23 protein-coding genes are annotated in these 22,343 nt (G+C 67.8%); 13 read left to right on the forward strand and 10 right to left on the reverse strand.

Going from position 1 to position 22,343, the window contains the following annotated elements; all coding sequences use genetic code 11:
• Positions 1-15 precede the first annotated feature (15 nt).
• Both QU663_RS09170 and QU663_RS09175 read right to left on the reverse strand, forming a co-directional pair.
• Positions 16-537, reverse strand: a complete 522-nt coding sequence (locus QU663_RS09170) for an NUDIX domain-containing protein (RefSeq protein ID WP_021610881.1) — start codon at positions 535-537, stop codon at positions 16-18.
• An 18-nt stretch (positions 538-555) separates the two neighbouring features.
• Positions 556-2,130 carry an aspartate:alanine exchanger family transporter gene (locus QU663_RS09175; RefSeq protein ID WP_021610880.1) on the reverse strand — a complete coding sequence of 525 codons (1,575 nt, stop codon included), beginning with the start codon at positions 2,128-2,130 and terminating at the stop codon, positions 556-558.
• A gap of 113 nt (positions 2,131-2,243) precedes the next feature.
• Between QU663_RS09175 and QU663_RS09180 the strand changes: the two genes are divergently transcribed.
• The 8 genes from QU663_RS09180 to QU663_RS09215 all read left to right on the forward strand — a co-directional run bounded on the left by QU663_RS09180 (position 2,244) and on the right by QU663_RS09215 (position 7,124).
• Positions 2,244-2,822, forward strand: a complete 579-nt coding sequence (locus QU663_RS09180; protein WP_051267727.1) for a DUF2510 domain-containing protein — start codon at positions 2,244-2,246, stop codon at positions 2,820-2,822.
• Positions 2,819-3,535: a hypothetical protein gene (locus tag QU663_RS09185; RefSeq protein WP_051267726.1), complete on the forward strand. Its 717-nt coding sequence runs from the start codon at positions 2,819-2,821 to the stop codon at positions 3,533-3,535. Before QU663_RS09180 ends, QU663_RS09185 begins: the two co-directional genes overlap by 4 nt.
• 84 nt (positions 3,536-3,619) lie before the next feature.
• The gene (locus QU663_RS09190) at positions 3,620-4,120 is read left to right on the forward strand and encodes a DUF2510 domain-containing protein (RefSeq protein WP_021610877.1); all 501 of its coding nucleotides are present in this window, start codon (positions 3,620-3,622) and stop codon (positions 4,118-4,120) included.
• Entirely contained in the window at positions 4,117-4,812 is a 696-nt protein-coding gene (locus QU663_RS09195; RefSeq protein ID WP_021610876.1) for a hypothetical protein, read from the forward strand. The genes QU663_RS09190 and QU663_RS09195 overlap by 4 nt, the downstream gene beginning before the upstream one ends.
• Positions 4,813-4,891: 79 nt before the next feature.
• A complete protein-coding gene (locus QU663_RS09200; protein ID WP_021610875.1) occupies positions 4,892-5,314 on the forward strand; it encodes a DUF2510 domain-containing protein in 423 nt (140 codons plus the stop codon).
• The gene (locus tag QU663_RS09205; protein WP_021610874.1) at positions 5,311-5,976 is read left to right on the forward strand and encodes a hypothetical protein; all 666 of its coding nucleotides are present in this window, start codon (positions 5,311-5,313) and stop codon (positions 5,974-5,976) included. The genes QU663_RS09200 and QU663_RS09205 overlap by 4 nt, the downstream gene beginning before the upstream one ends.
• An 18-nt stretch (positions 5,977-5,994) precedes the next feature.
• The gene (locus tag QU663_RS09210; protein ID WP_034480270.1) at positions 5,995-6,441 is read left to right on the forward strand and encodes a DUF2510 domain-containing protein; all 447 of its coding nucleotides are present in this window, start codon (positions 5,995-5,997) and stop codon (positions 6,439-6,441) included.
• Entirely contained in the window at positions 6,438-7,124 is a 687-nt protein-coding gene (locus QU663_RS09215; RefSeq protein WP_021610872.1) for a hypothetical protein, read from the forward strand. The genes QU663_RS09210 and QU663_RS09215 overlap by 4 nt, the downstream gene beginning before the upstream one ends.
• Before the next feature lie 21 nt (positions 7,125-7,145).
• Here QU663_RS09215 and QU663_RS09220 read toward each other — a convergent pair whose 3' ends face one another.
• The 4 genes from QU663_RS09220 to QU663_RS09235 are packed head-to-tail and all read right to left on the reverse strand — an operon-like array spanning position 7,146 to position 11,640.
• A complete protein-coding gene (locus QU663_RS09220) occupies positions 7,146-7,568 on the reverse strand; it encodes an RNA-binding S4 domain-containing protein (protein ID WP_021610871.1) in 423 nt (140 codons plus the stop codon).
• Positions 7,569-7,577: 9 nt separating this feature from the next.
• A complete protein-coding gene (locus QU663_RS09225) occupies positions 7,578-10,277 on the reverse strand; it encodes a hypothetical protein (protein WP_021610870.1) in 2,700 nt (899 codons plus the stop codon).
• Between the two features lie 20 nt (positions 10,278-10,297).
• The gene (locus QU663_RS09230) at positions 10,298-11,035 is read right to left on the reverse strand and encodes an ABC transporter ATP-binding protein (protein ID WP_021610869.1); all 738 of its coding nucleotides are present in this window, start codon (positions 11,033-11,035) and stop codon (positions 10,298-10,300) included.
• On the reverse strand, positions 11,032-11,640 hold the full coding sequence (locus QU663_RS09235) for a PadR family transcriptional regulator (protein WP_021610868.1): 609 nt from the start codon (positions 11,638-11,640) through the stop codon (positions 11,032-11,034). Before QU663_RS09235 ends, QU663_RS09230 begins: the two co-directional genes overlap by 4 nt.
• Before the next feature lie 523 nt (positions 11,641-12,163).
• Here QU663_RS09235 and QU663_RS09240 point away from each other — a divergent pair.
• Both QU663_RS09240 and QU663_RS09245 read left to right on the forward strand, forming a co-directional pair.
• Positions 12,164-13,042, forward strand: a complete 879-nt coding sequence (locus QU663_RS09240; protein ID WP_021610866.1) for an aldo/keto reductase — start codon at positions 12,164-12,166, stop codon at positions 13,040-13,042.
• 19 nt (positions 13,043-13,061) lie between these two features.
• A complete protein-coding gene (locus tag QU663_RS09245; protein ID WP_021610865.1) occupies positions 13,062-14,381 on the forward strand; it encodes a DUF4921 family protein in 1,320 nt (439 codons plus the stop codon).
• Between the two features lie 65 nt (positions 14,382-14,446).
• On the opposite strand, the gene QU663_RS09250 is transcribed toward QU663_RS09245, so the two are convergent.
• On the reverse strand, positions 14,447-15,742 hold the full coding sequence (locus QU663_RS09250; RefSeq protein WP_304990560.1) for a hypothetical protein: 1,296 nt from the start codon (positions 15,740-15,742) through the stop codon (positions 14,447-14,449).
• 140 nt (positions 15,743-15,882) lie between these two features.
• Here QU663_RS09250 and QU663_RS09255 point away from each other — a divergent pair, with 140 nt between their 5' ends.
• Positions 15,883-16,161 (forward strand): DUF4235 domain-containing protein, encoded by a 279-nt coding sequence (locus QU663_RS09255; protein ID WP_021612518.1) that lies wholly within the window; start codon positions 15,883-15,885, stop codon positions 16,159-16,161.
• A 23-nt stretch (positions 16,162-16,184) separates the two neighbouring features.
• On the opposite strand, the gene QU663_RS09260 is transcribed toward QU663_RS09255, so the two are convergent.
• Positions 16,185-16,553: a sterol carrier family protein gene (locus QU663_RS09260; RefSeq protein ID WP_021612519.1), complete on the reverse strand. Its 369-nt coding sequence runs from the start codon at positions 16,551-16,553 to the stop codon at positions 16,185-16,187.
• Between the two features lie 99 nt (positions 16,554-16,652).
• Between QU663_RS09260 and QU663_RS09265 the strand changes: the two genes are divergently transcribed.
• Entirely contained in the window at positions 16,653-17,561 is a 909-nt protein-coding gene (locus tag QU663_RS09265) for a hypothetical protein (RefSeq protein WP_021612520.1), read from the forward strand.
• Positions 17,562-17,773: 212 nt separating this feature from the next.
• Here QU663_RS09265 and QU663_RS09270 read toward each other — a convergent pair whose 3' ends face one another.
• On the reverse strand, positions 17,774-18,544 hold the full coding sequence (locus QU663_RS09270; RefSeq protein ID WP_009057087.1) for a phosphatidylcholine/phosphatidylserine synthase: 771 nt from the start codon (positions 18,542-18,544) through the stop codon (positions 17,774-17,776).
• Between the two features lie 521 nt (positions 18,545-19,065).
• Here QU663_RS09270 and QU663_RS09275 point away from each other — a divergent pair.
• Entirely contained in the window at positions 19,066-19,761 is a 696-nt protein-coding gene (locus QU663_RS09275; protein WP_198010210.1) for a hypothetical protein, read from the forward strand.
• A 212-nt stretch (positions 19,762-19,973) separates the two neighbouring features.
• Here QU663_RS09275 and purL read toward each other — a convergent pair whose 3' ends face one another.
• The gene (gene purL, locus QU663_RS09280) at positions 19,974-22,331 is read right to left on the reverse strand and encodes a phosphoribosylformylglycinamidine synthase subunit PurL (RefSeq protein ID WP_009059508.1); all 2,358 of its coding nucleotides are present in this window, start codon (positions 22,329-22,331) and stop codon (positions 19,974-19,976) included.
• Positions 22,332-22,343 lie beyond the last annotated feature (12 nt).

Below are 22,343 nucleotides of genomic sequence, written 5' to 3' on the forward strand. Positions count from 1 at the left end.
GCGGATCACGCGCCGTCAGGCGGTGAGGAAGTCGGCGGAGGCCTCGGCGCTCAGCGCCTTGGCGACGGCGCGGCGGAAGCGGTCGTTCATGGGCGGAAGCTGGTCGCCGCGGAAGAACGCGGTCTCGCTGTTTTCGCCGTCGGCGGGACTCGGCTCGCCACTCACCCACTGCGCGGCGAAGGCGACGTCCAGATAGGTGGTGACATCCCCGTTGTCGTAGGTGACGGGGCCCACGACCTCGACGGACAGGAGGCGGCGCACGTCGATGCGCACGTCGGCTTCCTCCCAGGCCTCGCGGGCGGCCGCGACGGCGGGTTCCTCGCCGGGGTCGACGATGCCGGTCACGGGGGTCCAGGCCCCATTATCGCAGCGGCGCACGCACAGGACCTCGACGGCCTCGGGCGCGATGGGGCGCTCCCAGTCGATCGCCGCACAGCCCGGGGCGGGACGCGCGATAACGACGGTCGTGCCGGGCATCCACAGGGGCGCGTGGCCGACGTGACGGCGCAGCTCGAGGACAAAGTCGGGGGTAGCCATGGCCCTAGTCTACGGCGCTCACAGGAAGGACGTAATGATCGGCAGGAGCAGGATCTTGATGATGATCGCGAAGGCGAAGAGGGTCGCGTAGGCCGCCTCGATGCGCTCGTCGGTGACGCGGGCGTCGGCGGCCTGCAGGACAGCGGGCTGGCCGAGGAACCCCGCGATGCCGCCGGCGGCGCGCGCGGAGGACAGGCCGATAAACTTCGCGCCGAGGGCCTGAACAGCACAGCACACGCCGACCATGACGGCTGCCAGGACGGCGGCGCGCCAGCCGTCGTGGCTAGTGAGAAGGCTCGCGAATTGGGGGCCGGCGTTCAGGCCGAGGGCGGCGAGGAAGAGCATGAGGCCGATCTGTCGGATCGTCAGGTTCGCGGCGGCGGGCAGGGTCCACACGAGGGGGCCGGTGCGACGCAGGGCACCGAGGAGCATGCCGACGATCAGGGGGCCCGCGGCGGCTCCCAGCTGGAATCCCTGGCCGCCCGGCAGCGGGAAGGAGACGATACCGAGCAGCAGGCCCAGGACGAGGCCGATGCCGAAGGCCATGCCGTCCACCTCGGCAACGCGGCGCTCGGAGTCACCCAGCCACTCGGCGATATCCTCGAGTTCGTCCGTGGGGACGACGACGGCGACGTGGTCGCCGAGCTGGAGGTCGAGGTCGTCGCGGGCCAGGAGGTCCAGGTCCCCTCGGCGCACGCGCGTGATGACGGCGCCGAAGCGCTTGGTGACGTTGAGCTCGGAGACGCTGCGGCCGGCGACGTCGGGGTTGGACACGACGATGCGCTCGAAGGCGAGGTCGGAGCGGTCATCCTCGAGGTTGTGGTCGAGGATCTCGCCGACGAGGGACGCAGCCTCCTTGATGGACGCGGGGTCGCCGACCATGACGACATGGTCGCCGGGCAGCAGGTCCTCGCCTGGAGCTGTGACGCGGGTACGGCCGTCGCGACGCAGGTAGGACAGGCGCACGCGCTGATCGCGCCACGCGCCGATGTCGCGCGTGTTGATGCGCTTGGACACGTGCACGCTGACAGCTTCGAGAGAGGCACCCGCGAGGGAGGGCGTGTCCTTGGGACCCAACCACTTCCTCGTCACCGTGATGGTCACGATGAGGATGCCCCCGATGACGCCGATCGGATACCCGAAGGCGTAGCCGACCGCCGCGTTCGGATCCCCCGTCAGGCGGGTGGCCGTATCGAGGGCGGGGGCGGCCGTCAAGGCGCCCGTGAAGAGACCCGACGCAAGGCCGGACGACAGGCCGAGGAGGCGGCCTCCCACGAGCGCGATGACCGCGCCGACGATGCACACGACCGTGGTGAGGGCCAGGAGGTTCGTCTGCTTGCGAAGGTCCTGGAAGAATGTGGCACCCGCCGAGATGCCGACGCAGTACACGAAGAAGGCCAGGCCCATCGGCTGGACGATCGACATGTGGGTGCTGACGACCTCGGGGTGAATGGCCGACACCGCGAGGCCGACAAACAGCGCACCGGCTGCTCCGAAACGCAGCGGCCCAATCCTGATCGCCCCGATCGCCGCCCCCAACGCGACAACGACAAACAGCGCGAGTAGGGGCGACGACGAGAAGAGAGCAGCCATACCTTTCAGGGTACCTGTCACCCACATCTGCGAGCGTGAGGACCGGAGTAATCAACACGTTATAAGTCTCACGGGATAGGTATAGACTGCAACCAGAAACTGAAAGGATGGTCATGTCTCAACCAGCACCCGGATGGTATCCAGATCCCGCAGGTACCCAGCGTTTGCGCTGGTGGAACGGCGGCATGTGGCTCGACCAGTACCAGCCCATGCCCGGCGCCGCGCCGCAGCAGGGCTTCCCCACCCAGCACAATGCGCCGGCTCAGCCGGGCCTGCCCGCCCAGCACAATGCGCCGGCTCAGCAGGGCCTGCCCGCCCAGCAGGCGGCCCCCGCTCCCGGCCCGCACATGCCCTCCGCCCAGCAAGCACCGACCGTGTCCGCCGACCCATACCACGCGTCGGGGACGACCCCGAGCTTCGGACAGTCGGACACCGGCATGTCCGGCGCGACGGCGCCCGCGGCTTCCACGAGCTCGAGCTCCGGGAAGGGGTGGCGCATCGGGACGGCCGTCGCGTGGGCGCTCACCGTCGTCTTCGCCGTGACCGCCGTGTACACCGGAATGCTCTTCGCGAAGGCGGGTCACGAGCTCTCCGATGCCGAATCCGAGCAGACGAGCGCGCAGCAAGAACTCGATCAGGCCAAGTCCGACCTTGATCAGGCAAAGAAGGAACTCGAGGAGGCACAGAAGTGAGCTACGTTCCGATGCCGGCAGCCAAGACCGGCTCATCCTCCATGGCATTCAAGATCATGACGTTCGTCGGCGCGGCCCTGGCCGTGTGTCTCCTGCTCGCCAGCGTCCTCATGGGCTTCGGCGCGCATTCGCGTTCCGCCCAGGCTGAGGAAGCCCGGTCCAACGCCGAGTCGCTGCGTAACGAGAAGAAGGACACCGACACCGAAACGGCGAGCGTGCGCACGCAGATCACGGCCGCGAAGAGCAACAAGGCAGCCAACAAGTGGTGCGACGGCTTCACTGAGGCCGACTCCGGGTTCGTGGACCTGCTCAACAATGCCACTGCCCTGAACTTCAAGCCCGCCGACGAGCTCGCGGCGATCGCGAAGGCATGCCCGAAGAAGAAGGAGTTCGCGGAGGCGTTCCGCGACGCGCCAAGCCCCGCATTCAAAGGCCAGGTGACGGATTGCACCCTATCGGGCAGCAACGTGACGATGACGGGAGAGCTGACCATCACCGACACGACGCTGAGCAACCTCGGGCCGATGAACGTCACGGTCAACATCTTCCTCACACCGGGCGAGCCTTCCGACTCCGACACCCCCGCCGGCACCGCGTCCTTCACCATTCCGGCCGGAGGCAAGGGGACATTCACGCAGACCCTACCCTCCGGCGGACTGACAACAGGTTCGTGCGCATTCCGAGCCACCAGCCTCTGGCCCAAGGGCCTCTGACCCGATAGTTGCCCACCATCCGTCGGGCGACTAGAATTCCTGACCGAGCAAACGATTTTATTCGACCAGGGAAAGAGAGCCGCGATGAGTGAGCCCGCGGAAGGCTGGTACCCGGACCCGAACGGTGCCCCGCACCTGCGCTGGTGGGACGGACAGGCCTGGACCGACTACGTCGAACCCTACATGGAGCCGACTTCCTCGGCCCACGCTGCCCCGGATCCCTCTCCCGGCGAGGCCCTAACCTCGCCGGGAGAGACCGACCAGCTGGAACACACCCCCGCACCGACGCCCGCGGCAGGCGACGGGGCCACCCACGCCTCGTCCCCCGCCCGTGTGGAACCTCAGCCCACGCGGGACGAACCCGCGCGCTCGGGTACCCTCACGTGGACCCTCGGCGCGGTCGCCTCGTGGTCGCTCGTCGTCATCTTCATCGTTGTCCTCGTCGTCGCATGGTCCCACCTGGGGGCCAGCGGCCGCGTCCACGACGAGGCGAAGGAACGCGCCCGCATCGCACAGCAGGAGCTCGACACCGCCCAGTCCACGCTCGACGACATCAACCGACAGATCGAGGAGGCCCAGAAGTGAGCGCCGCCCCCGCCCCCCTGCGCGCAGCGACCGTCGCCGGCGCCATCCTCGCCGTCATCTTCATCGTCCTCTCCGCGGTGGTGGGCGGTATCAACGTCTGGCGCACCCACTCGGCGGCAGGCTACGACGAGCAGGCCGCCCAGGCTCAGTCCGACAAGGCCGCGCTCGACAAGCAGATCACCGAGGCCAAGACGCGACTCGACGCAGCCAACGTCCAGCGTGAGGCCAAAGAATGGTGCAATTCCGTGACGCGCGAGTCCTCCTCATCGATCCGCGACGCGATCAAGTCCTACGACTCCGCGACGCAGGCCGTCAAGGACACCATCCACACCGAGTGCGCCGAGAAGGAGACGCTCGCCAACGCCCAGCGCACCCTCTCGGACGCTGACTTCGCCATCGCGATCGGCGAGTGCACGACCGACAAGGTCACGACCACGGTCACCGGCACGCTGACCGTCAAGTCCTCCAGCGCCGTCAACTCCCTGGGCCCCCTGGACGTCACCATCGTCGGATACACCCTCGAGAAGAACACCGCTTTCAACTCCTCCACCCCCTACCAGGCAACCACCAACACGACGCTGACCCCCGGCACGCCCGCCACCTTCACGATCTCGGTTCCCTACGATCCGAACATGTCGGATAAGACCGAATGCGGCGCCTCCATGGTCTCCTGGTGGCCCTCCAACATGTGACCCCCAAACAATCACCCCACCCCTCCCGTCCGCACGCAAATTCCCCTAAAATAGCGGGATAGCGCGAAAGGAGTCCACCGTGAGTAACCCCGTCGAAGGATGGTACCCAGACCCCGCCGGAACCGCCCAGCTGCGCTGGTGGGACGGATACTCCTGGACCGACGACTACCTCCCAGACGACACCGTGCAGGACTACGGCGCCGACTCCTACAGCGAGGCGGACCAGGCGTACACGGGGTTCCAGGACGCGGCGCCCACCTACGACGCGGGGTACCGGGACGCGGCGCCCACCGACGGCTCGGTTCCCCATGCGCGGCCCAAGGCCCCGGCCAAGCAGCTCGCGACCACCGTCATCCTGTCGCTGCTCATCGCGGCCTTCACCGTCGGCGCGATTGCGACAACCAGCCTGTTCCTCTCCGCCAACAAGGAGTACAAGCAGGCTGAACAGACGCTGAACCAGGCGAATGAGGACCTGCAATCGGTACAGGGAGACTCGAAGTGAGCACAGTGAATGCCGCCAACGCGGCCGCCAAGAAGGGCATGACGCCCCTGAACAAGGTCCTCGCCATCATTGCCGTCGCCATGGCAGCCATCACGGCCGTATTCGGCGCTCTGGCGGGGCTGCGCTTCTACCAGGCCCGGCAGATGAACGCGGAAGCCGAGCGCGTCACCGCCCAGGCCCAGTCGATTCGCGTCTCCTCGTGGTGCGCCAAGGTCACGCCGGACAACGTCCCCCGCATCGATCAGATCTACGGGGAGTACCGCGCGTTCGAGCAAGAGATGCGCGACGCCGTCGACGCCGAATGCCCCGGGCGCGTCAACGCCGCCTACATGGTGAGCACCTACCGGGCCGCGGACATGTTCACCGCCTCAATCGAGTGCAAGACCATCAAGGACAACACCGCGGTCTCCTGCACGGGAACGGTGACCACGAAGACCGAGAAGGTCCCCTCCCTGGCCAACTACTCGAATACGACGGTGAAGCTCTCCCTCGAGGTTGGCACCTCACAGGGCTTCATAATCCCCGCGCATTCGACCCCCGACGTCGTCACGGTGACGGTTCCCCCATCGGGCAGCACCACCGTCGAGTTCGAGACGAGTTACGACAGCGCGTGGGGCGATTTCTACAAGGTTCCGGTAACCTCCTTCTTCCCCAACGACTAGACCCCTCAAGGAACTCCCGTGACGACACCCGTGCCCGGCTGGTACCCCGACCCTCAGGGTCACCCCCGCCAGCGCTGGTGGGACGGCGCCCGGTGGACCGAGCAGTATCGGCACACGAGCGGCGTCGGCGCCCCGATTTCCGGCCCGCCCGCGGCCATCGCCACGAGTCGGAGGGCGGCCCACGAGGCTGCCGCCCCCATCCCGGCACCTCCCATCGCGGCCACGGCCTCGTCCCCCCGGCCCCGGACTGAGGGCGCCGCTCAACCCCCTATCCCGCAGCCGCCCGCCCCCAGGAGGCTCACGCGCCTGCCGGTCGTCCTGATGGTTCTGTCCCTGTTCTTCGCCGTCAGCGCGATCATCGCCGCGCAGACGTACTCGACGCTCGGCACGCAGCACCAGCGCGCCGAGCAGGAGGTCACAGACGCACAGACCTACCTCCAGAAAGTCAAGGAGCTCTTCCGATGAACGCCCGGAAGAAAGCGGCGACGCCGCGCGCCGCCGCGAAGAAGCGCCTCGGGCCCGCCCACGTGATCCTTCTCGTCATCACCATCGTCCTGGGGCTCGTGGCCGCTACGATGACGACACTCGCCGTCATGCGGGCCAGGGAGGTGCACGCCGTGCGCTCCGAGGCCGCGCAGACGCGCCAGGAGGCCAACGACTTCTACGCGACGCACTGGTGCAATCTGATCGCACCGACGATGAGGGAGCGCATCGCCCGCCACTACAAGGAATACCTGCGGGCCACACCCGAGCAGCGCTCCGCCGTCGACGCGACGTGCCCGGGCAACGTCGCGACCGCCTCCGTCATCGCACAGTACAAAATCTTCAAGAACATCGAATTCAGCGACTACTCCTGCAGCCCTACCGCGGACAGCACCGCGTTCGCGTGCACCATCGACGTGGCCATCGTGAACGAAGACCTCATCAAGAGGCTCCCCGAGTTCAGCTCGTTCGATATGACCATCACCACATACTTCAAGACTGACGAGGGCAACCCCCACTTCTCGCCGGATTTCAAAACGACCGAGACCGTCACCATGACGTTCGACGCACAGGGCCACGGCACCGCCCAGTTCGAGACGAAGTACCAGAAGAACTGGGGCGCAAACTACGCCCTGTCGATCAGCGATTACTACCCGAACGTGTAGGCCGAGACAGGCCGGAGGGCATCAGTAGTGCTCGTGCGAGTCGTAGCCGCGCAGCCGATCCAGCTCCCGGCGCTCCTTCTTCGTGGGGCGCCCGCTCCCCCTCTCGCGCATCGCGATGGGGATGTGCACGCGGGGCCGCTCGGGCGTGCGGTCGTCGTAGGCGGTGCGCGCCTGGGGGTAGGACACGCGCTTGGCCAGCAGCAGGACGACGCCAAGGACTCGATCAAAACCCTCGATGCGCAGGCGCACCTCGTCGCCCACGCGCACTTTGTAGGCGGCCTTCACGGGCTCACCGTTAACACGCACGTGCCCGGCGCGCACGGCGGCGGTGGCCTGTGAGCGGGACTTGAGCTGGCGGGTCGCCCACAGCCACGTGTCGACGCGCACGCTGGCCGAGGCCAGGGCGCCGGGCGGGATGACGACCGTGTCGGGTGCTTCACTCATCGGCGCTGCCTAGTTGATGCGCCGGATACGATTCTGGTGGCGGGGGGTCAGGACGATCGCGACGAGCGCGCACAGGAGCGGCATCCCGATCAGCATGCCGAGGAGGGCACCCCACGGAATGACCGGCGTGAGGGTCACCAGGGTCCCAAAAATGCCCGAACGGGCGAGGGTGATCACGGCGAGAACGCCGACGATCAGACCGGAGAGGACCGCTGTGGGGATCGCGTTGAGGGCCAAGACGACGCCCTGCCACGTCGTGACGTGGCGGCGCATGGCGGGGGCCGCACCGATCGCGTCCAGGGTGTCGAGGTCGGGGCGCATGTCGGAGGCCGAGAGCGCCACGACGAGGGCGACCGTGGCCGCCGCAGCGACGATCGCGATCAGGGCCGCGACGTAGGGCAACACGATGGAGCGCATGGTCGGCGTGATGACCTGGGCCGAGGCCCCCGGGACCTGACGGGCGATGGTCGCCTGGAAGGCCGGCGCATCCACCGTGTTCACGGGCTTGTTGACCGTGAGGAGCTGGCCCAGGGGCACCGAGTTGAGCCTGAGAGCCGTGGCCGCGGCCGGGGACAGGACCATGACGTTGACGCGGGTGAGCGGGGAGGCCGCAAAAGTCTGGGAACGCAGGACGCGCGCGTCGGGCAGGGCGCTGTCACTGACGCCCTGAGCCCTGGCCGCCGCAATGTCCGCCATGTCGAGGCTTCGCAGCTGCACCTGCCCCGCGCCGTTGATCAGATCGGGGTCGGGGACGAGCACGCCGCCGGCGTTGAGGGTGGCCAGCGCACGCACCATGTCGGCCTCCTTGAGGTAGCCGGCCTGACGCAGGTAGGTGCCGTCGTCGACGATGTAGGCGACGTCCAGCTCCGCCATCGGGGCCATATCTGGCCGCTGCGTGAACGTCTTGCCGGTGATCGGGGACACTGCCTCGACCATCGTCTCAGGGCCGCCTGGGCCGCTATTCCACGCCATGCCGCGCAGGGTCGCCTCCGAGGTGACGGTCCGTTCGGCGTCGACGGCCTGGGTCGCGGAGCGCATGAGGGTGTTCGAGCGGGTCACCGAGTCCGTCTTGTCCAGCGTCGAGACGAAGATCTGTCCGCGCTGGCCCACGTGGGGGCGCGAGTTCCAGCCGGCCTCGTTCGAGGAGGAGAGCGTAATCAGCAGGGCGCAGGCGACGAAGACGGTCGTCAGGATCGAGGCCATGGCGGGGAACGTGCGGTGCCCGTTGCGGACCGCGTCGCGCAGCGCCAGGCGCATGCTCATTGAGGCCCGACGGTTGGGGGCGCGCCAGCGGGTGAAGATGTAGGGAATCGAGCCGATGAGGCCGATTTCTAGGAGGGCGACGCCGAGCACGAGCGCGAGCACCGAGCCGCGCCACGCGGCCACGCCCAGCAGTGGGAGACCCGCCAGGAGCGAGATCGGGTAGATCATGCGGCGGCGAACCAGGCGGGAGGGCTCCCACACGCGCCCGCCGATCACGGCGGAGGTGTCGATGTGGGAGGAGGTGTGCGCCGGGGAGACGGAAGCCATGAGGGACAGGAGGATCGGCAGCAGCACCGACAGTCCGAGGGGCCACCAGGGGACGATACCGATGCCGAGGCCGGACCACAGGCCGACGCCGACCATGGCGGCGGCGGACAGGACGACCGAGAACACGGCGGAATACCCGCCGATGACGAGGCCGTGGGCGATCGTCAGGCGACGCCCATCCGAGCGGTCGCCACCGTTGGCGACGATCATCGCGGCGGTACGCATGACGGAGCGCTGGGCGACCGTGTACAGGGGCGAGATGAGCAGGATCATCTCTGTGAGGATGAGGAGGATCCCGGCGACCAGGAGCAGGTATTGCCACGGGTTCGAGGTCAGCGGGGGCTGAGGTAGCTCGTATTGGGCGATCTGTGCGGGCAGGGCAGAGGCGTCCGGCGGGCTGGCCAAGACATGGCGCGAGACGACCGAGAAACCGGAGGCGTTGATCTCGCGGACCTTGTCCCACGAGACGGGGACGGGACCCGTCACGTACCAGGCCGTCTGGGTGCGCCCGGCCACCGCGAGGCGATCGATGTCGAGCGTGCCGTCGCCTATGATCGCCCGGCTGCTGCCACCGATGATGGCGTCGATGACGGCGGAGCCTTCGAGGTCCTGGGTTGTTCGTTCCTTGGCGACCGTGAGCGTCAGGCTGACGGTGTCCCCGACCTGCACGCCGAGGGCGCGCGCGACGTCGTCAGAGAGGACGGCATGGTTGGCGGCGAGGCCGCCGTGTCGTCCGCCCGCCGCGACTCGGGGGGCGTCCAGAGATGCTGTCTGAGTGCCCGAGTCAACCGTGAAGCCTGTCCCATCGGGGGCTGTGACGTGCAGCTGGTACAGGGTATCGACGGCGATAAGATGGTCGCCGTCGGGGACCCAGTTCGTGAGGGTCTCCATGGTGACGTCGATTTCGTCGTCCGAGGCCGTCTTCGAGAGTACGTCGGCGGTGATGTCTTGATCGAGGGCGGTCGATGAGCGACGGAGGGTCACCGCCTGAACGTCGGAGGTGTGGCCCAGCCAGGACGAGGCCTGGTACCGCTGGGAAGTCGTGACATCCCAGAAGGTGATCGAGCCGATCGCGACGATGATCGGCAGGGAGATCAGGATGACAGCGGTGAGAGTCCGCCCGAAACTCTGGCGCGCATCACGAGAGGCGATGCGGAGTACCACTCCCCATCGCCTCATCCGTGTGCTGAGTCGACTCATTAAATCCCTGGTGCTGTGTCTGCCAGCAGGTCCCTCAGTGAGTCCCCGCGCGAGCGGTCGACGATGCGACCGTCACGCAGGAAGACTGTCCGGTCTGCCCATGCGGCCATTCTGGCCTCATGAGTCACGAGGATACCGGCTGCACCCGCATCAATGTGGTCACGCAACACCAACATGATCTGTTCGCCAGTGTGAGAATCCAACGCGCCGGTAGGCTCGTCGGCAAGAATGACCGAGCGGTTACCGACCAGTCCGCGCGCGATAGCGACGCGCTGACGCTGGCCTCCCGAGAGTCTTTCTGGGAAGCGGTCAGCAAGTTCGGCGACGCCGACCTCTTCGAGGGCGGCCATGGCGGCCTCGCGCACCTTCGAGGGGCTCACTCCGTCGAGCTGGAGCGGCATTTCAACGTTTTCGAGCGCCGACAGCGAGGGAATCAGGTTGTAGTCCTGGAAGACGTACCCGATCGAGCGGCGGCGCACCTCTGCACGGTGCACGCTATCGAGCGTCGCCAGGTCGACGCCGTTGACGTAGACGCTCCCGTGCGTGGGGCGCTCGAGTCCGCCGGCGATCGACAGCAGCGTCGACTTACCGGATCCGGACGGTCCCATAACAGCGAGAAGCTCGCCGGGCGCGACCTCAAGGTCGATCCCGTCGAGCGCTCTCACTCGGACGCCGTTTGCGCCGAACTCATGTCCGACGCCGGTCATCCTGATCGGTAGCGGCGCAGGCTGGCTCATCGCACCCCGGCGCGCTCCGAAATGCCAGCCTCAGCCTGGGCCCAGTTCATCAAGCGACCCTTCGCCGCGGCGAAGGCCGCACGGCGAGCGGCCTCGGAGACCGCGCCGGACTCGATGTGGTCAAGCCAGTTGAGCTCGGCCTCGAGGTCGAAGATGTGACGCTCAAGGATGAGCTTCCACGCTAGCTCGCCCTCGTCGGCAGAGGCCTTCAGGCGGGTGACGTCGCGCAGGGAGCCCAGGGTGGAGCGACGCTGGGTCTGGATCATGGCCTCAACGTCGACCGTCGGATCGGCGGCGGCCACAGCGAGCTTCATGACGAGCTCATCGCGCTCGGGATGCTCACGCGGGACCGGAGTGGACCACCAGGCGGTGAGAACATCGCGACCGGCATCGGTCAGCTCAAAGACTTCAGAATCGCGGCCCGCGTTGGTCTCGGCGTGAGACACGACCTGGCCGTCGCGCTCGAGGCGCTGCATCGTCTGGTAGACCTGGCCGATGTTGAGCGGCCAGGCTCCACACGTCTGCTCCTCGAACATCTGCTTCAGACGGTAGACACCCGCGGGCTGCTGCGCGACGAGTGCCAGCAGTGCATTGCGAACCGACATAACTCTCCGTTCGTTGTCGTGACGTGGTGGCGATCGTGGTTGAACAGTATCTATCCTACGCCAAAGTGCCACGTGGAGCGAACAAATCACGGTGGGTTACCTAACAAAAACCCTACCGGATGGTTAGGTCAGACCCCTTGTCATTCCGGGAAATATCGACACTATCGACCGACGGTCCAATAAAAGTGCCAACCATGTTGCAGACGACGGTGAGCAGTTTTCCAGTCATATTGCAATGTTTTATAAGTCAAGCGGTCAGAGTCCTCACACTCGCCGCCACGACACACTCAAAACCGCTAAATTCGACCCCTCCCCACAATTTCAACAATCGAGACTGCGATATTTGACAGCACAAAATCTCACTAGCTGAGACTTTGCTCTCACGCGTCGGACAACCCGCGTGCCCCACCATACATGTCGGCACTGACGCGCCTTCATCCCCACCGCCCTGCGGCCAGCCCGAACGAGAAAACGCGCCGACCTCCCGGGACGCTACACTGGAGACGATCAGGAGGATTCACCGATGAACGTTCCTTTCCCCGCCGACCCAGCCCCGGCCTCGTCCCCCATCCCCACCCTCACTCTCCCCACGGGTTCCCCGATCCCAGTACTCGGCTTCGGCACCTACAAGGTCGCGCCCGAGGACGCCTACGATGCCGTCAGCCGCGCGCTCGAGATCGGATACCGCCACATCGACACCGCGCAGATGTACGGCAACGAGGCCGAGGTCGGGGCCGCGCTCGAAGCATCCGGCATCCCTCGCGAACAGATTTTCCTCACCACCAAGATCGACAACTCCAACCACGAACCCGAACGCGCTGCGGCATCCATCGCCCACTCGCTGGAGGAGCTACGCACCGACCACGTCGACCTGCTCCTCGTCCACTGGCCCCTGCCCACCCTCTACGGGGGCGACGTCACCCTGCCCTGGCCAGCCCTCGAAGACGCCTTCAACGCCGGCGGCGCACGCGCGATCGGCCTGTCGAACTACGAGCGCGAGCACGTGGACGCCGTCCGCGCCATCGCCACCGTCACCCCCCACGTCCTCCAGGTCGAAGCCCACCCCTTCCTCCCCAACGCCGAGCTGCGCGCCTACGCGCACGAGCTCGGCATGGTCTTCGAAGCCTGGTCCCCCCTGGCACGCGGGCGCGCCATCACCGACCCAACCCTGCGCGCCATCGGCGCAGAGCTGGGAGTGAGCGCCGCCCAGGTAGCCATACGATGGGCCATCGACCGCGGCCACGTCGTCTTCCCCAAGACCCTGAGCCGCCAGCGCATGGCCACCAACATCGACGCCTTCTCCTTCACCCTGAGCCCCGACCAACAAGCCCGCATCGACGCGCTCGACCAGGGAGAAGCCGGGCGCACCGGATCGCACCCCGCAACCATGAACAGACTCTGACGACAGGTACGATGAAGACATGGCATCGAAGCTCACCCGCGCCGACCGCGCCATCGTGCGACTCGCCGACGGCACCGTCAAACAGCAGAACCTGCTCACCGGCACGGAAGTCTGGACCGTCCCGGGGCGCGGAAACCGCCCGCTCGCCGCACCCCGCGCCGACCACGACCCCATCGACCACGAGGCGCACGGGCGCCACTGCGCATTCTGCTCCAAACGCTACCTGGAGACACCGCCCGAAAAGTCCCGCCTCGTGCGCCACGACGACGGGACGTGGGAGCAGCTGGACGCCCTTGGCGCCGACAAGCTGAGCGACACGGTCGCCGAGTTTCGGCGCATCCCCAACCTCTTCGAGATCGTCTCCTACAACTACTGGCACCTCAACCACGGGCACGTCCCCTCCGAGAACGACCGCCACCGCATGGCCCGCTACCTGGCCTCGGACGCCGGCTACGAGCACGTCATGAACGTCGTGCGAGCCCGCATGCTGGCCTCGGGCATGAGCGAAGGCGAGTTCGCCGCCACCAGCGAAACCGCGCGCCTCCAGGCCGCCAACGGCTTCTTCTCCGGAGGGCACGACCTGATCGTCGCGAAGCGCCACTTCGTCGACGGCGCCACCGAGGCACACCAGCTCGCCGGGTCGGGCACCCTCACGCCCGAGGAACACGCGCAGTACACCGCCTACACGGCGCGTTCCATGCGCGACCTGTACGACCTCAACCCCGCCGTGCGCTACGTGGCGACGTTCCAGAACTGGCTGCGCCCCGCCGGCGCCTCCTTCGATCACCTCCACAAGCAGCTGGTCGCCATCGACGACCTGGCAGTCCAGACCGAGGCCGAGCTCGAGCGCCTGCGCGCCCAGCCCGACATCTACGACCAGATTTTCACGGTCGCTGCCACCCGCAAGCTCCTGATCGCCCAGAACGAGCACGCCGTCGCCCTGGCCGGATTCGGCCACCGCTTCCCGGGAATCGCGATCTGGCCGCTGCATTCGCCGCGCAACCCGTGGGAGGTCAGCGACGAGGCCATGGCCGGCATCTCGGACATCCTGCACGCCGCGCACGCCGCGACCGGGGCGGAGGTGCCCGCCAACGAGGAGTGGTACCACCGCCCGCCGACCGTGTCCACGCCCATGCGCTGGAGGATCCTCCTCAAGTGGCGCATCTCCACCCTGGCAGGCTTCGAGGGCGGCACCCGCATCTACCTCAACACGATCGACCCGTGGAAGGTCGTCGAACGCACGGTCCCGCGCCTGCGCGAGCTGCGCGACAGGGGCCTCATCGCGCCCATGCGCCTCGGCGACGAGTGCCGGGTCAGCCCCTCGATGCTGCGCGACTAGGCGCGCGCCGCACGCCCGCGAACGGATGGGCCGACACGCAGGGCGTTGCCTCGTCAGCGCGGTGCCTACTCGTCGTCGTCGGAGTCCGCGGCATCGTCGCCTGTCGCCCCGGCCTCGTCCTGCGCGGGGTCGGCGGCGGGGCTCGCCTGCGGTTCGGTCGTGGGTTCCGGCGTCGGGTCGGTCGTGGGCGCCGGAGCGGGGGCGGCGAGGGCCGAGCTCCACGTCGCCAGCCACGCGTTCATCGCGTCCAGGGAGCCCATCGTCTCGTCCGCGACAACGGCGTCGCCGGTGATTCCCATGAGCCACGAGGCCTTCGTATCCGCCGCGAGGACCCCGTCGATCGGGTACGCGGCGCCCGTGGTCGCCAGGGAACGTTGCGCGGTCTCGCCCTGGAGCCACGCGATGAGGGACTCGGCGCCGTCGCTGGCGGGCGCCTTCGTCGCGGCCGCATACATGATGCGGGCGATGCAGGTAGAGGACACCGGCGCCCCGAACGAATCGGCGCCCGTATTCGTCGCGGCCGCCGCGGCCAGGGACCTGGGCGCGACCACGAGCGGGTAGGCGCCCGACGCGCCCGACGCGCTACCCACGACCTCGGACAGGTAGGCGTCGGAGACGCGGTCGCCTGCCGTCCACGCGCCGATCGCCGCCCCCAGGGTGGCGTCCACGCGCGGGCTCATGGACTGCACGAAGGTTCCAAGGCCCTCGCCGGTCTGCGAGGCCGCCTCCTGCACGAAGGCGCGGCCCACCGACGACGAGGCCGGGTCGGGCACCGCGAGGAGGGCGCGCACGCGCGGGGACGACAGATCCGCGAAGGACGTCGGCAGCGGGCGGTTGTTGGCGCTCATCCACGACTTGTCCGCGATGACGCACACGTCGTCGCGGCCGTAAGCCACCGCCGCGGGGGCCCCGTCGACCGCCGTCCCCGCCAGCGTCGTCGTGTCCTGGGGCGCGGCGTCCGCGACCGTGCCCGCCGCGCTCGCCTGCAGCGCGTCCGCGCCGTCCAGGCCCAGCACGACATCTGCCTCGGCCTTCGCCACCGCGTTCACGCCGTCGACGGGGACGACGGCGACCGTGAAGCCCGTGGCCTTCGTGAACTCCTGCGCCGTCTCGGTGGGCAACTGGGCGCCGCCCACGAGCGCCACCGTCACCGTGCCGGACCCGCTGCGCGGGGTTGGGGCGTCAATCGTTCCGTGCCCCCCGCCGGAGGCCGCCGAGGCGCGCGCGCTCTGGCCGGGCACGATCGGGGCCGCGAAAGGATCCTGCGGGGCGCTCGACGACACCGACGGCGAGCAGGCCGCGACGGTCGTGGAGGCAGCCACGAGGGCCGAGAGCGCGAAAAGTAGGCGGGCGCGAGCCATGAGGAATCCTTCGGACGGGGACACTACCTCTCAAGCATAGGGCAGCGGACCCGTGGGCCTCGCACAAGAGGGCCGTGTGGGGCATCATGGAAGCACGCGCGCACGCGCGGGGACAATCAGACTGACGCCAGGAGACATCCATGGATTCCGCCATCATCGAAAAGGTCGCCACGACCGCCGTCATCGCCGGAGCAGCCTTCTTGGCCTCCAAGATCTTTGAAACCGGCTGGAAGATCACCACCAAGCGCCCCGTTCCCGCCGAAGATGCTGACGACGTCACCCTGACCTCGCTGGTCATCTTCGCGGCCACCTCCGCCGCCCTCGCCGCCGTCGCCCAGCGCTACGCCTACAAGGGCTCCCAGAAGTACCTGGCTCCCAAGATCGCCGCGCGCTTCGGCGCACCCCAGCTGGAGGCCTGAGACCCCGGCCCCCTCCCCTGCCCTCACACGAGCGGCAGGAGGGGTCCCAGGTCCGTGCGCTCACCCGAGGCGCTCACCAGCGAGCCCGCCACGGCCTCGTCCCACGTGAGAAGCCCGCACGCCAGCGACAGCCACGTGCGCGCGTCCGTCTCCACGACGGCGGGCGGCGTCCCACGACGATGCGTCGTCCCGGGCAGGATCTGCACCGCGCCCGCGGGCGGCACGCGCACCTCCACCGACCGGCCCGGGTGCAGCGCCCCCAGCTCCTCGAGCGTGAAGCGCACGGCCGTCAGGACCACGGGGCGCGGCGCCTCCCCGCCCCGCTCAACCGCCTCGCGCCACGCGCGCAGCGCCTCCATCCCACGGGCCGTGTCAATCCGTCGTTTCGCCATGCGTCGATTCTACGGCTGCAACGATTCCCGCGTGGGCGCGCATTCCGACCGCTCAGTCAGGCACAATTGAGTGGACAACCCCCAACCGAGAGGCTAACCGTGAGCGAGACAGCATCCCTCATCACGCTGCGCTCGATCCTCGACATCGAGATCGCGCGCACCTACCAGTGGGATGTCGCCACCATCATCTCCATCTCCGGCGTCGACCGCGCCGGCGACCTAACGACGCGCATCGTCGAGCAGCCCGGCGCCCTCACCGACATCGCCGCCGAAGGATTCTCCCCTCACTCCGCCGCCGGCCACGCGCTCTCCCACGAGCTCCACGACGCCATCCAACGCCGCGTGCGCCTGTGGATTGCGGAGATCCCCACCGACCAGCTGCCGCGCCTGCGCGAGGCCCTCGGCTCCGACGTCATTCACGAGGCCGGCGTCCCCTCCGGCGGTTACACGCCCATCGCGCTGTCCCCCCTCACGCTGCTCGAGGCGTGGGCGGACGGCACCGACGAGCAACGCGCCTTCATGCGGGTTGCCATGGCCGGCCTCGATACGCTCTCCACCGCCTCGCACGCCACCCGCGCCTCGCGCGCCGTCGGCGCCTCCATCATCGAACGCTCCGCTTTCCTCAAGCTGTGCCGCAACCCCAAGTTCATCGCCTACGTCGTCGTCCTCGTGTACTCGATGGCGCGGGCCGTGCCCGTCATGTACGTCCCGCACTTCCGGGGCGACTGGCGCATCCTGTGGGCCATCGACATGATCACCGCCATCCCCTACACGTGGGGCCTCATCGAAATGGTCGCCGGACAAAAACTCTGGCACCGCATCGTCGGCGCCGTTACCGCCGCCGTCACCTTCCTGGCCCCCTACGTGTACTTCCTCATGTACGGGCGCCACGCTCCCCCGGGCGTGTGGACCGCCATCGCCCTGATTTTCTTCGGCGGCATCTTCCTGGAGGTCTTCCGCTACCAGCGCGACCGGGCCGTCAAGAAAGGCCTCGCGGAGCTCTCGTAACGCCGATTCCCGTGACCTCGGTTGCTCCGCACGGGCGGAGCACGGGCGGAGCACGGGCGGAGCGCCGCCTCGCCGCACGCCCGCCCCGGCCTCGTCGCCGGCCGCGGGCACCACCCCGCCCCGGCCTCGTCGCCGCCCGAACGAGGCTCGCATAACAAACATCCCCCGAGCGCCAGGCCCGGGGGTGTTCGTCGGTGATCGTGGGGCGGGAGCTACTTGTCCTCGCCGGTGGCCGTGCGGATAAAGCCCGCGACCATGAACCAGCCGCCGCCGACCCAGAAAAGGATGAGCGTCCACAGGGGCTGGACCGGGTAGATGACGACCAGGTACGCGCAGGCGACGATCCACGCGGCGGCGCCGACGATGTTGGGGATCTGGAAGCGCTTGACGCGCGCGGGATGCGTGTAGTGCAGCGGGACGAGCGTCATGATCGCGAGGAAGATCGTCGCCGCGATGTTCACCCACGCGGGGGTCTGCAGGACGTACATGACGATCGCGACGCAGTTCCACGCGGCGGGGAAGCCCACGAAGTAGTTGTCGTTGGATTTTTCGCCGTCGTTCGCGTAGCAGAACAGGGAGGAGACGATGATGACGATCATCATGACGACCGGCACGGGCTGCGGGCCGAAGGGCAGGTGCAGCGCCATGAACAGTGCGGGCAGGAAGGTCCACGTCAGGTAGTCGACGAGGTTGTCGACGACGCCGCCGTCGAACCATGGGATGGCGTCGCGCACGCCGACCTTGCGGGCGAGGGTGCCGTCGACGCCGTCCACGACCAGGGCGATGACGAGCCACAGCCACATCATGGGGATGTTGTTGTTGAGGATCGCGAACAGGGCGAGCGTCGCCCACACGAGACCCGAGATGGTGAACGCGTGGACCCCCCACGCGGCGATGACGCGGCCCAGGCTGGGTTTGTGTGTCGCGGACGAGGCCTGGGCGTCGTTTTGCGATTGGGTATCGATGGCGGTTTCTTCGGGCACGGCGGCTCCTGTAGGACGGTTATTTTCCGTTCCACAGTATGCCAAAGATTGGTGATCAATCGGTAGGACTTTGGGAAAACTCTCAAGAGTTGTATTGTCGCGGGCGACTTGTTCGTTGCCATCCACGACGAAACAGCATGAAACGCATTCAAGCACAGGCACGATAAGGCCACTCCAGAGCGTGTACTGGCAAGCTTTCAGAAACATAACAATGTGCGGAGCGCGGGCTCCGACGGGGGCGTCGGCGCATCGCCGCGTCGGTTGTCTGTACACGTCGTTGACGCGGACAATGAGCGGACAGCGTCGGGGCCCGTGAGAGGACCCTCGAAGGCCTCTGGCGCCACGGCGTTCTCGTCGAAGGCTCCTTCGGACAGTTCGCCCCACCGGCGCGAGACGCCCGGGCTACCGCGCGAAACGAGCATGATCGGTATGCCTGTATTACTACTAATACCTTAGTTGACAGACCCTTCCCGGGAATCTATTCTCAGAGCAATTCCTCTCCAGTGAAAGAGAACACAACGATGTTTCACTCTCAATGTACCGGGTCCAAGCGCCGCGCAGCCATCATCGCCGCTGGCTTGTCGCTCTTGCTGGCGGCATGCTCGCACGCCCCCAAGCCAGACGCCACGCCCACTCCTACCGCCACCCCGGAGCCCACCACGGCCTCGCCGAGCCCGACGGCCACGACACCCTCTCCTACCCCGTCCGCCTCGATCGCGTCGCCGACGCCGAGCGCAATGGCCAGCAAGTCCCCCGAGTGGAACCCGACGCTGGACCAGGCGGTCACGAAGCAAGAATGCGGACAAGGAGACTACCGGCAAAACTTCTGGGAGTCTCTCGATAGTTCGAGAGACACCTCCGCCATCTCGCGCAAGGTTTACAACAACGGCTTCAAATGCGAACTCGAGAAGAAACTGGACGACGGCTCCGTTGAGCTCCTTGTGCCGCAAGGCGCCAAGACCTTTGCCATCACAGCGGGCCAGTCGGACTACTCGCGCGACACAAACATCACGGTGACCTTCGAGATCAGCGACCCTATCTCGGACAAGGTCCTCGACACGGCGTCCCTACGCCTCAACGAGGCGAAGGAGTTCAGCATCGACGTCTCGTCGGTTCCGCGCCTCAAGCTAAAGGTAGTCGCGGAGGCGGCGCAGGGAGAGAGCCGCAAGAGCGACATTAGCGTCATCCCCATCTGGGCAGACCCCAAGTTCTCGTAGGAGGACGCTTCCACGGGGACGACACTGCCGCCTCATCGACTCGGCCCGCGAATCGTGCGATTCGCGGGCCGGCGTCCGTTAATTTAAGCCGCTGGTCCGACGCCTCAGACCAGCGGCCCAGCTGGCATGAACAACGCCGACAAGCAGGCACCGCACAGCGAAGGGGCGCGGGCCGACAGGCCCGCGCCCCCAGGCGCTCGATCAGACGCAACTCAGAAGTGCTTGCGTCCGGTCTCGCTCAGCTCACGCAGCTCGTCGATCGAGGCGATCCAGCCGCAGCCCTCGCCCTCGGCGGCGAGCAGATCCACGCCGCTGATCGCGAGCATGTCACCACCCGTCGTGCCGATGCGCACGGCGTCCACGCCCTCCGCCTCGGCGGCCGCGAACACGGCCTTGAGCGCCGCCTCGGGCACCGCGACGAAGGCGCGGGCCTGAGACTCGGACAGGAGCATCTCGTGGTCGCCAACGCAGTCGCGGCGCGCGGCGCTGGCGACGTCGAAGGTCCCACCGATGCCGAAGCGCAGCGCCGAGTCCACGAGGGACTGCACGAGGCCGCCGTTCGACAGGTCGTGTGCGGCGCGCACGAGGGGCCGACCGTCCGGGCCGTCGGCGGCGCTCAGCGCGCGCACGACGTTACCGAGGGCCACCTCGGCCTTCAGGTCTACCTCGGGCGGCAGGCCGCCCAGGTGCGAGCGGGCGATGCGCGCCCACGCGGACCCGTCGAACTCCTCGCGGGTAGTGCCCAGGAGGATGACGGCGAGGCCCTCTTCGGTGAAGCCGGAGGGGTTGGCGCGCGTCACGTCGGGGAGGATGCCGAGCATGCCGATGACGGGCGTCGGGTTGATCGACGAGTTCGGCAGGCCCTTCTCGGTGCCCGACGAGTTGTACAGCGACACGTTGCCGCCGGTCACGGGGATCTCCAGCTCGATGCAGCCGTCCGCGAGCGCGGTCATGGCGGTCACCAGCTGCCACATGGCGTCCGTGTCTTCGGGGTTGCCGAAGTTCAGGCAGTCCGTGATGGCGACGGGCTCGGCGCCGACGACGGCGACGTTACGGTAGGACTCGGCGAGGGCCTGGCGGGCTCCCGCGGCCGGGTCGAGCTTCGTGTACCAGCCGTTCGCGTCGGTCGACAGAGCGACACCGAGGCCGCTTTCCTCGTCGATGCGGATGACGCCCGCGTCGTCGGGCTGGGCCAGGGCGGTGTTGCCCTGCACGTAGCGGTCGTACTGGTCGGTGACCCACGCTTTGGAGGCCTGGTTGACGTCGGAGAGGACGGCGCGCACGTCGGCGATGAGCTCCTCGCGCGTGGCGGGGCGCGCAAGCTCCTCGGAGGTGGCGGCCTGCAGCTCGTCCTGCCACGCGGGGCGCGCGTAGGGGCGGTCGTAGACGGGGCCCTCGTGGGCGACGGTCTTCGGGTCGACGTCGACGATGCGGTGGCCGTAGTGGTCGATCGTGAGGCGCCCGTCGCCGGTCAGGTGACCGATGACAGCGGCCTCGACGTCCCACTTGTCGATGATCTCGAAGAAGCGCTCGCGATCCTGCGGGGTCACGATCGCCATCATGCGTTCCTGGGACTCGCTCATGAGGATCTCGCCTGCGGTGAGCGTGGGGTCGCGCAGGAGCACGTTCTCGAGGTCGACGTGCATGCCGGAGTCGCCGTTGGAGGCCAGCTCGGAGGTCGCGCACGAGATGCCCGCGGCACCGAGGTCCTGGATGCCCTGGACGACGTCGGCTTCGAACAGGTCGAGGCAGCACTCGATGAGAACCTTCTCCATGAAGGGGTCGCCCACCTGGACGGAGGGGCGCTTGGCGGGCATGCCGTCTTCGAAGGTCTCGGAGGCGAGGATGGAGGCGCCGCCGATGCCGTCGCCGCCGGTGCGCGCGCCGAAGAGGACGACGAGGTTTCCTTCGCCGGTTGCGTTGGCCAGGTGGATGTCGTCGTGGCGCAACTTGCCGATGCACAGCGCGTTGACGAGGGGGTTGCCCTGGTAGGAGGGGTCGAACTCGGTTTCGCCGCCGATGTTGGGCAGGCCCAGGCAGTTGCCGTAGCCGCCGACGCCGGAGACGACGCCGTGGACGACGCGCGCTGTGTCGGGGTGGTCGACGGCGCCGAAGCGCAGCTGGTCCATGACGGCGATCGGACGGGCGCCCATGGAGATGATGTCGCGGACGATGCCGCCGACGCCGGTGGCCGCGCCCTGGTAGGGTTCGACGAAGGACGGGTGGTTGTGGGACTCCACCTTGAAAGTAACGGCCCAGCCGCCGCCGATGTCGACGACGCCGGCGTTCTGGCCCATGCCGACGAGGAGGTTCTTCCTCATGGCGTCGGTCGTGCGCGCGCCGAACTGCTCGGCGAGGTGCTTCTTGGAGGACTTGTAGGAGCAGTGCTCGGACCACATGACGGAGTACATGGCGAGCTCAGCGTTCGTGGGTCGGCGCCCGAGGATGTCGCAGATGCGCTGGTATTCGTCCTCTTTGAGGCCGAGTTCCTTCCAGGGCATGTCCTGGCCGGGGGTCGCGGCGGCGTTCTCGACGGTGTCGGGCAGCTCGCGGGTATTTTCGGAGGTCATTCGTGTTTCCAT

The sequence above is a fragment of the Schaalia sp. HMT-172 genome (genome assembly GCF_030644365.1).
Taxonomy (GTDB): Bacteria; Actinomycetota; Actinomycetes; order Actinomycetales; family Actinomycetaceae; genus Pauljensenia.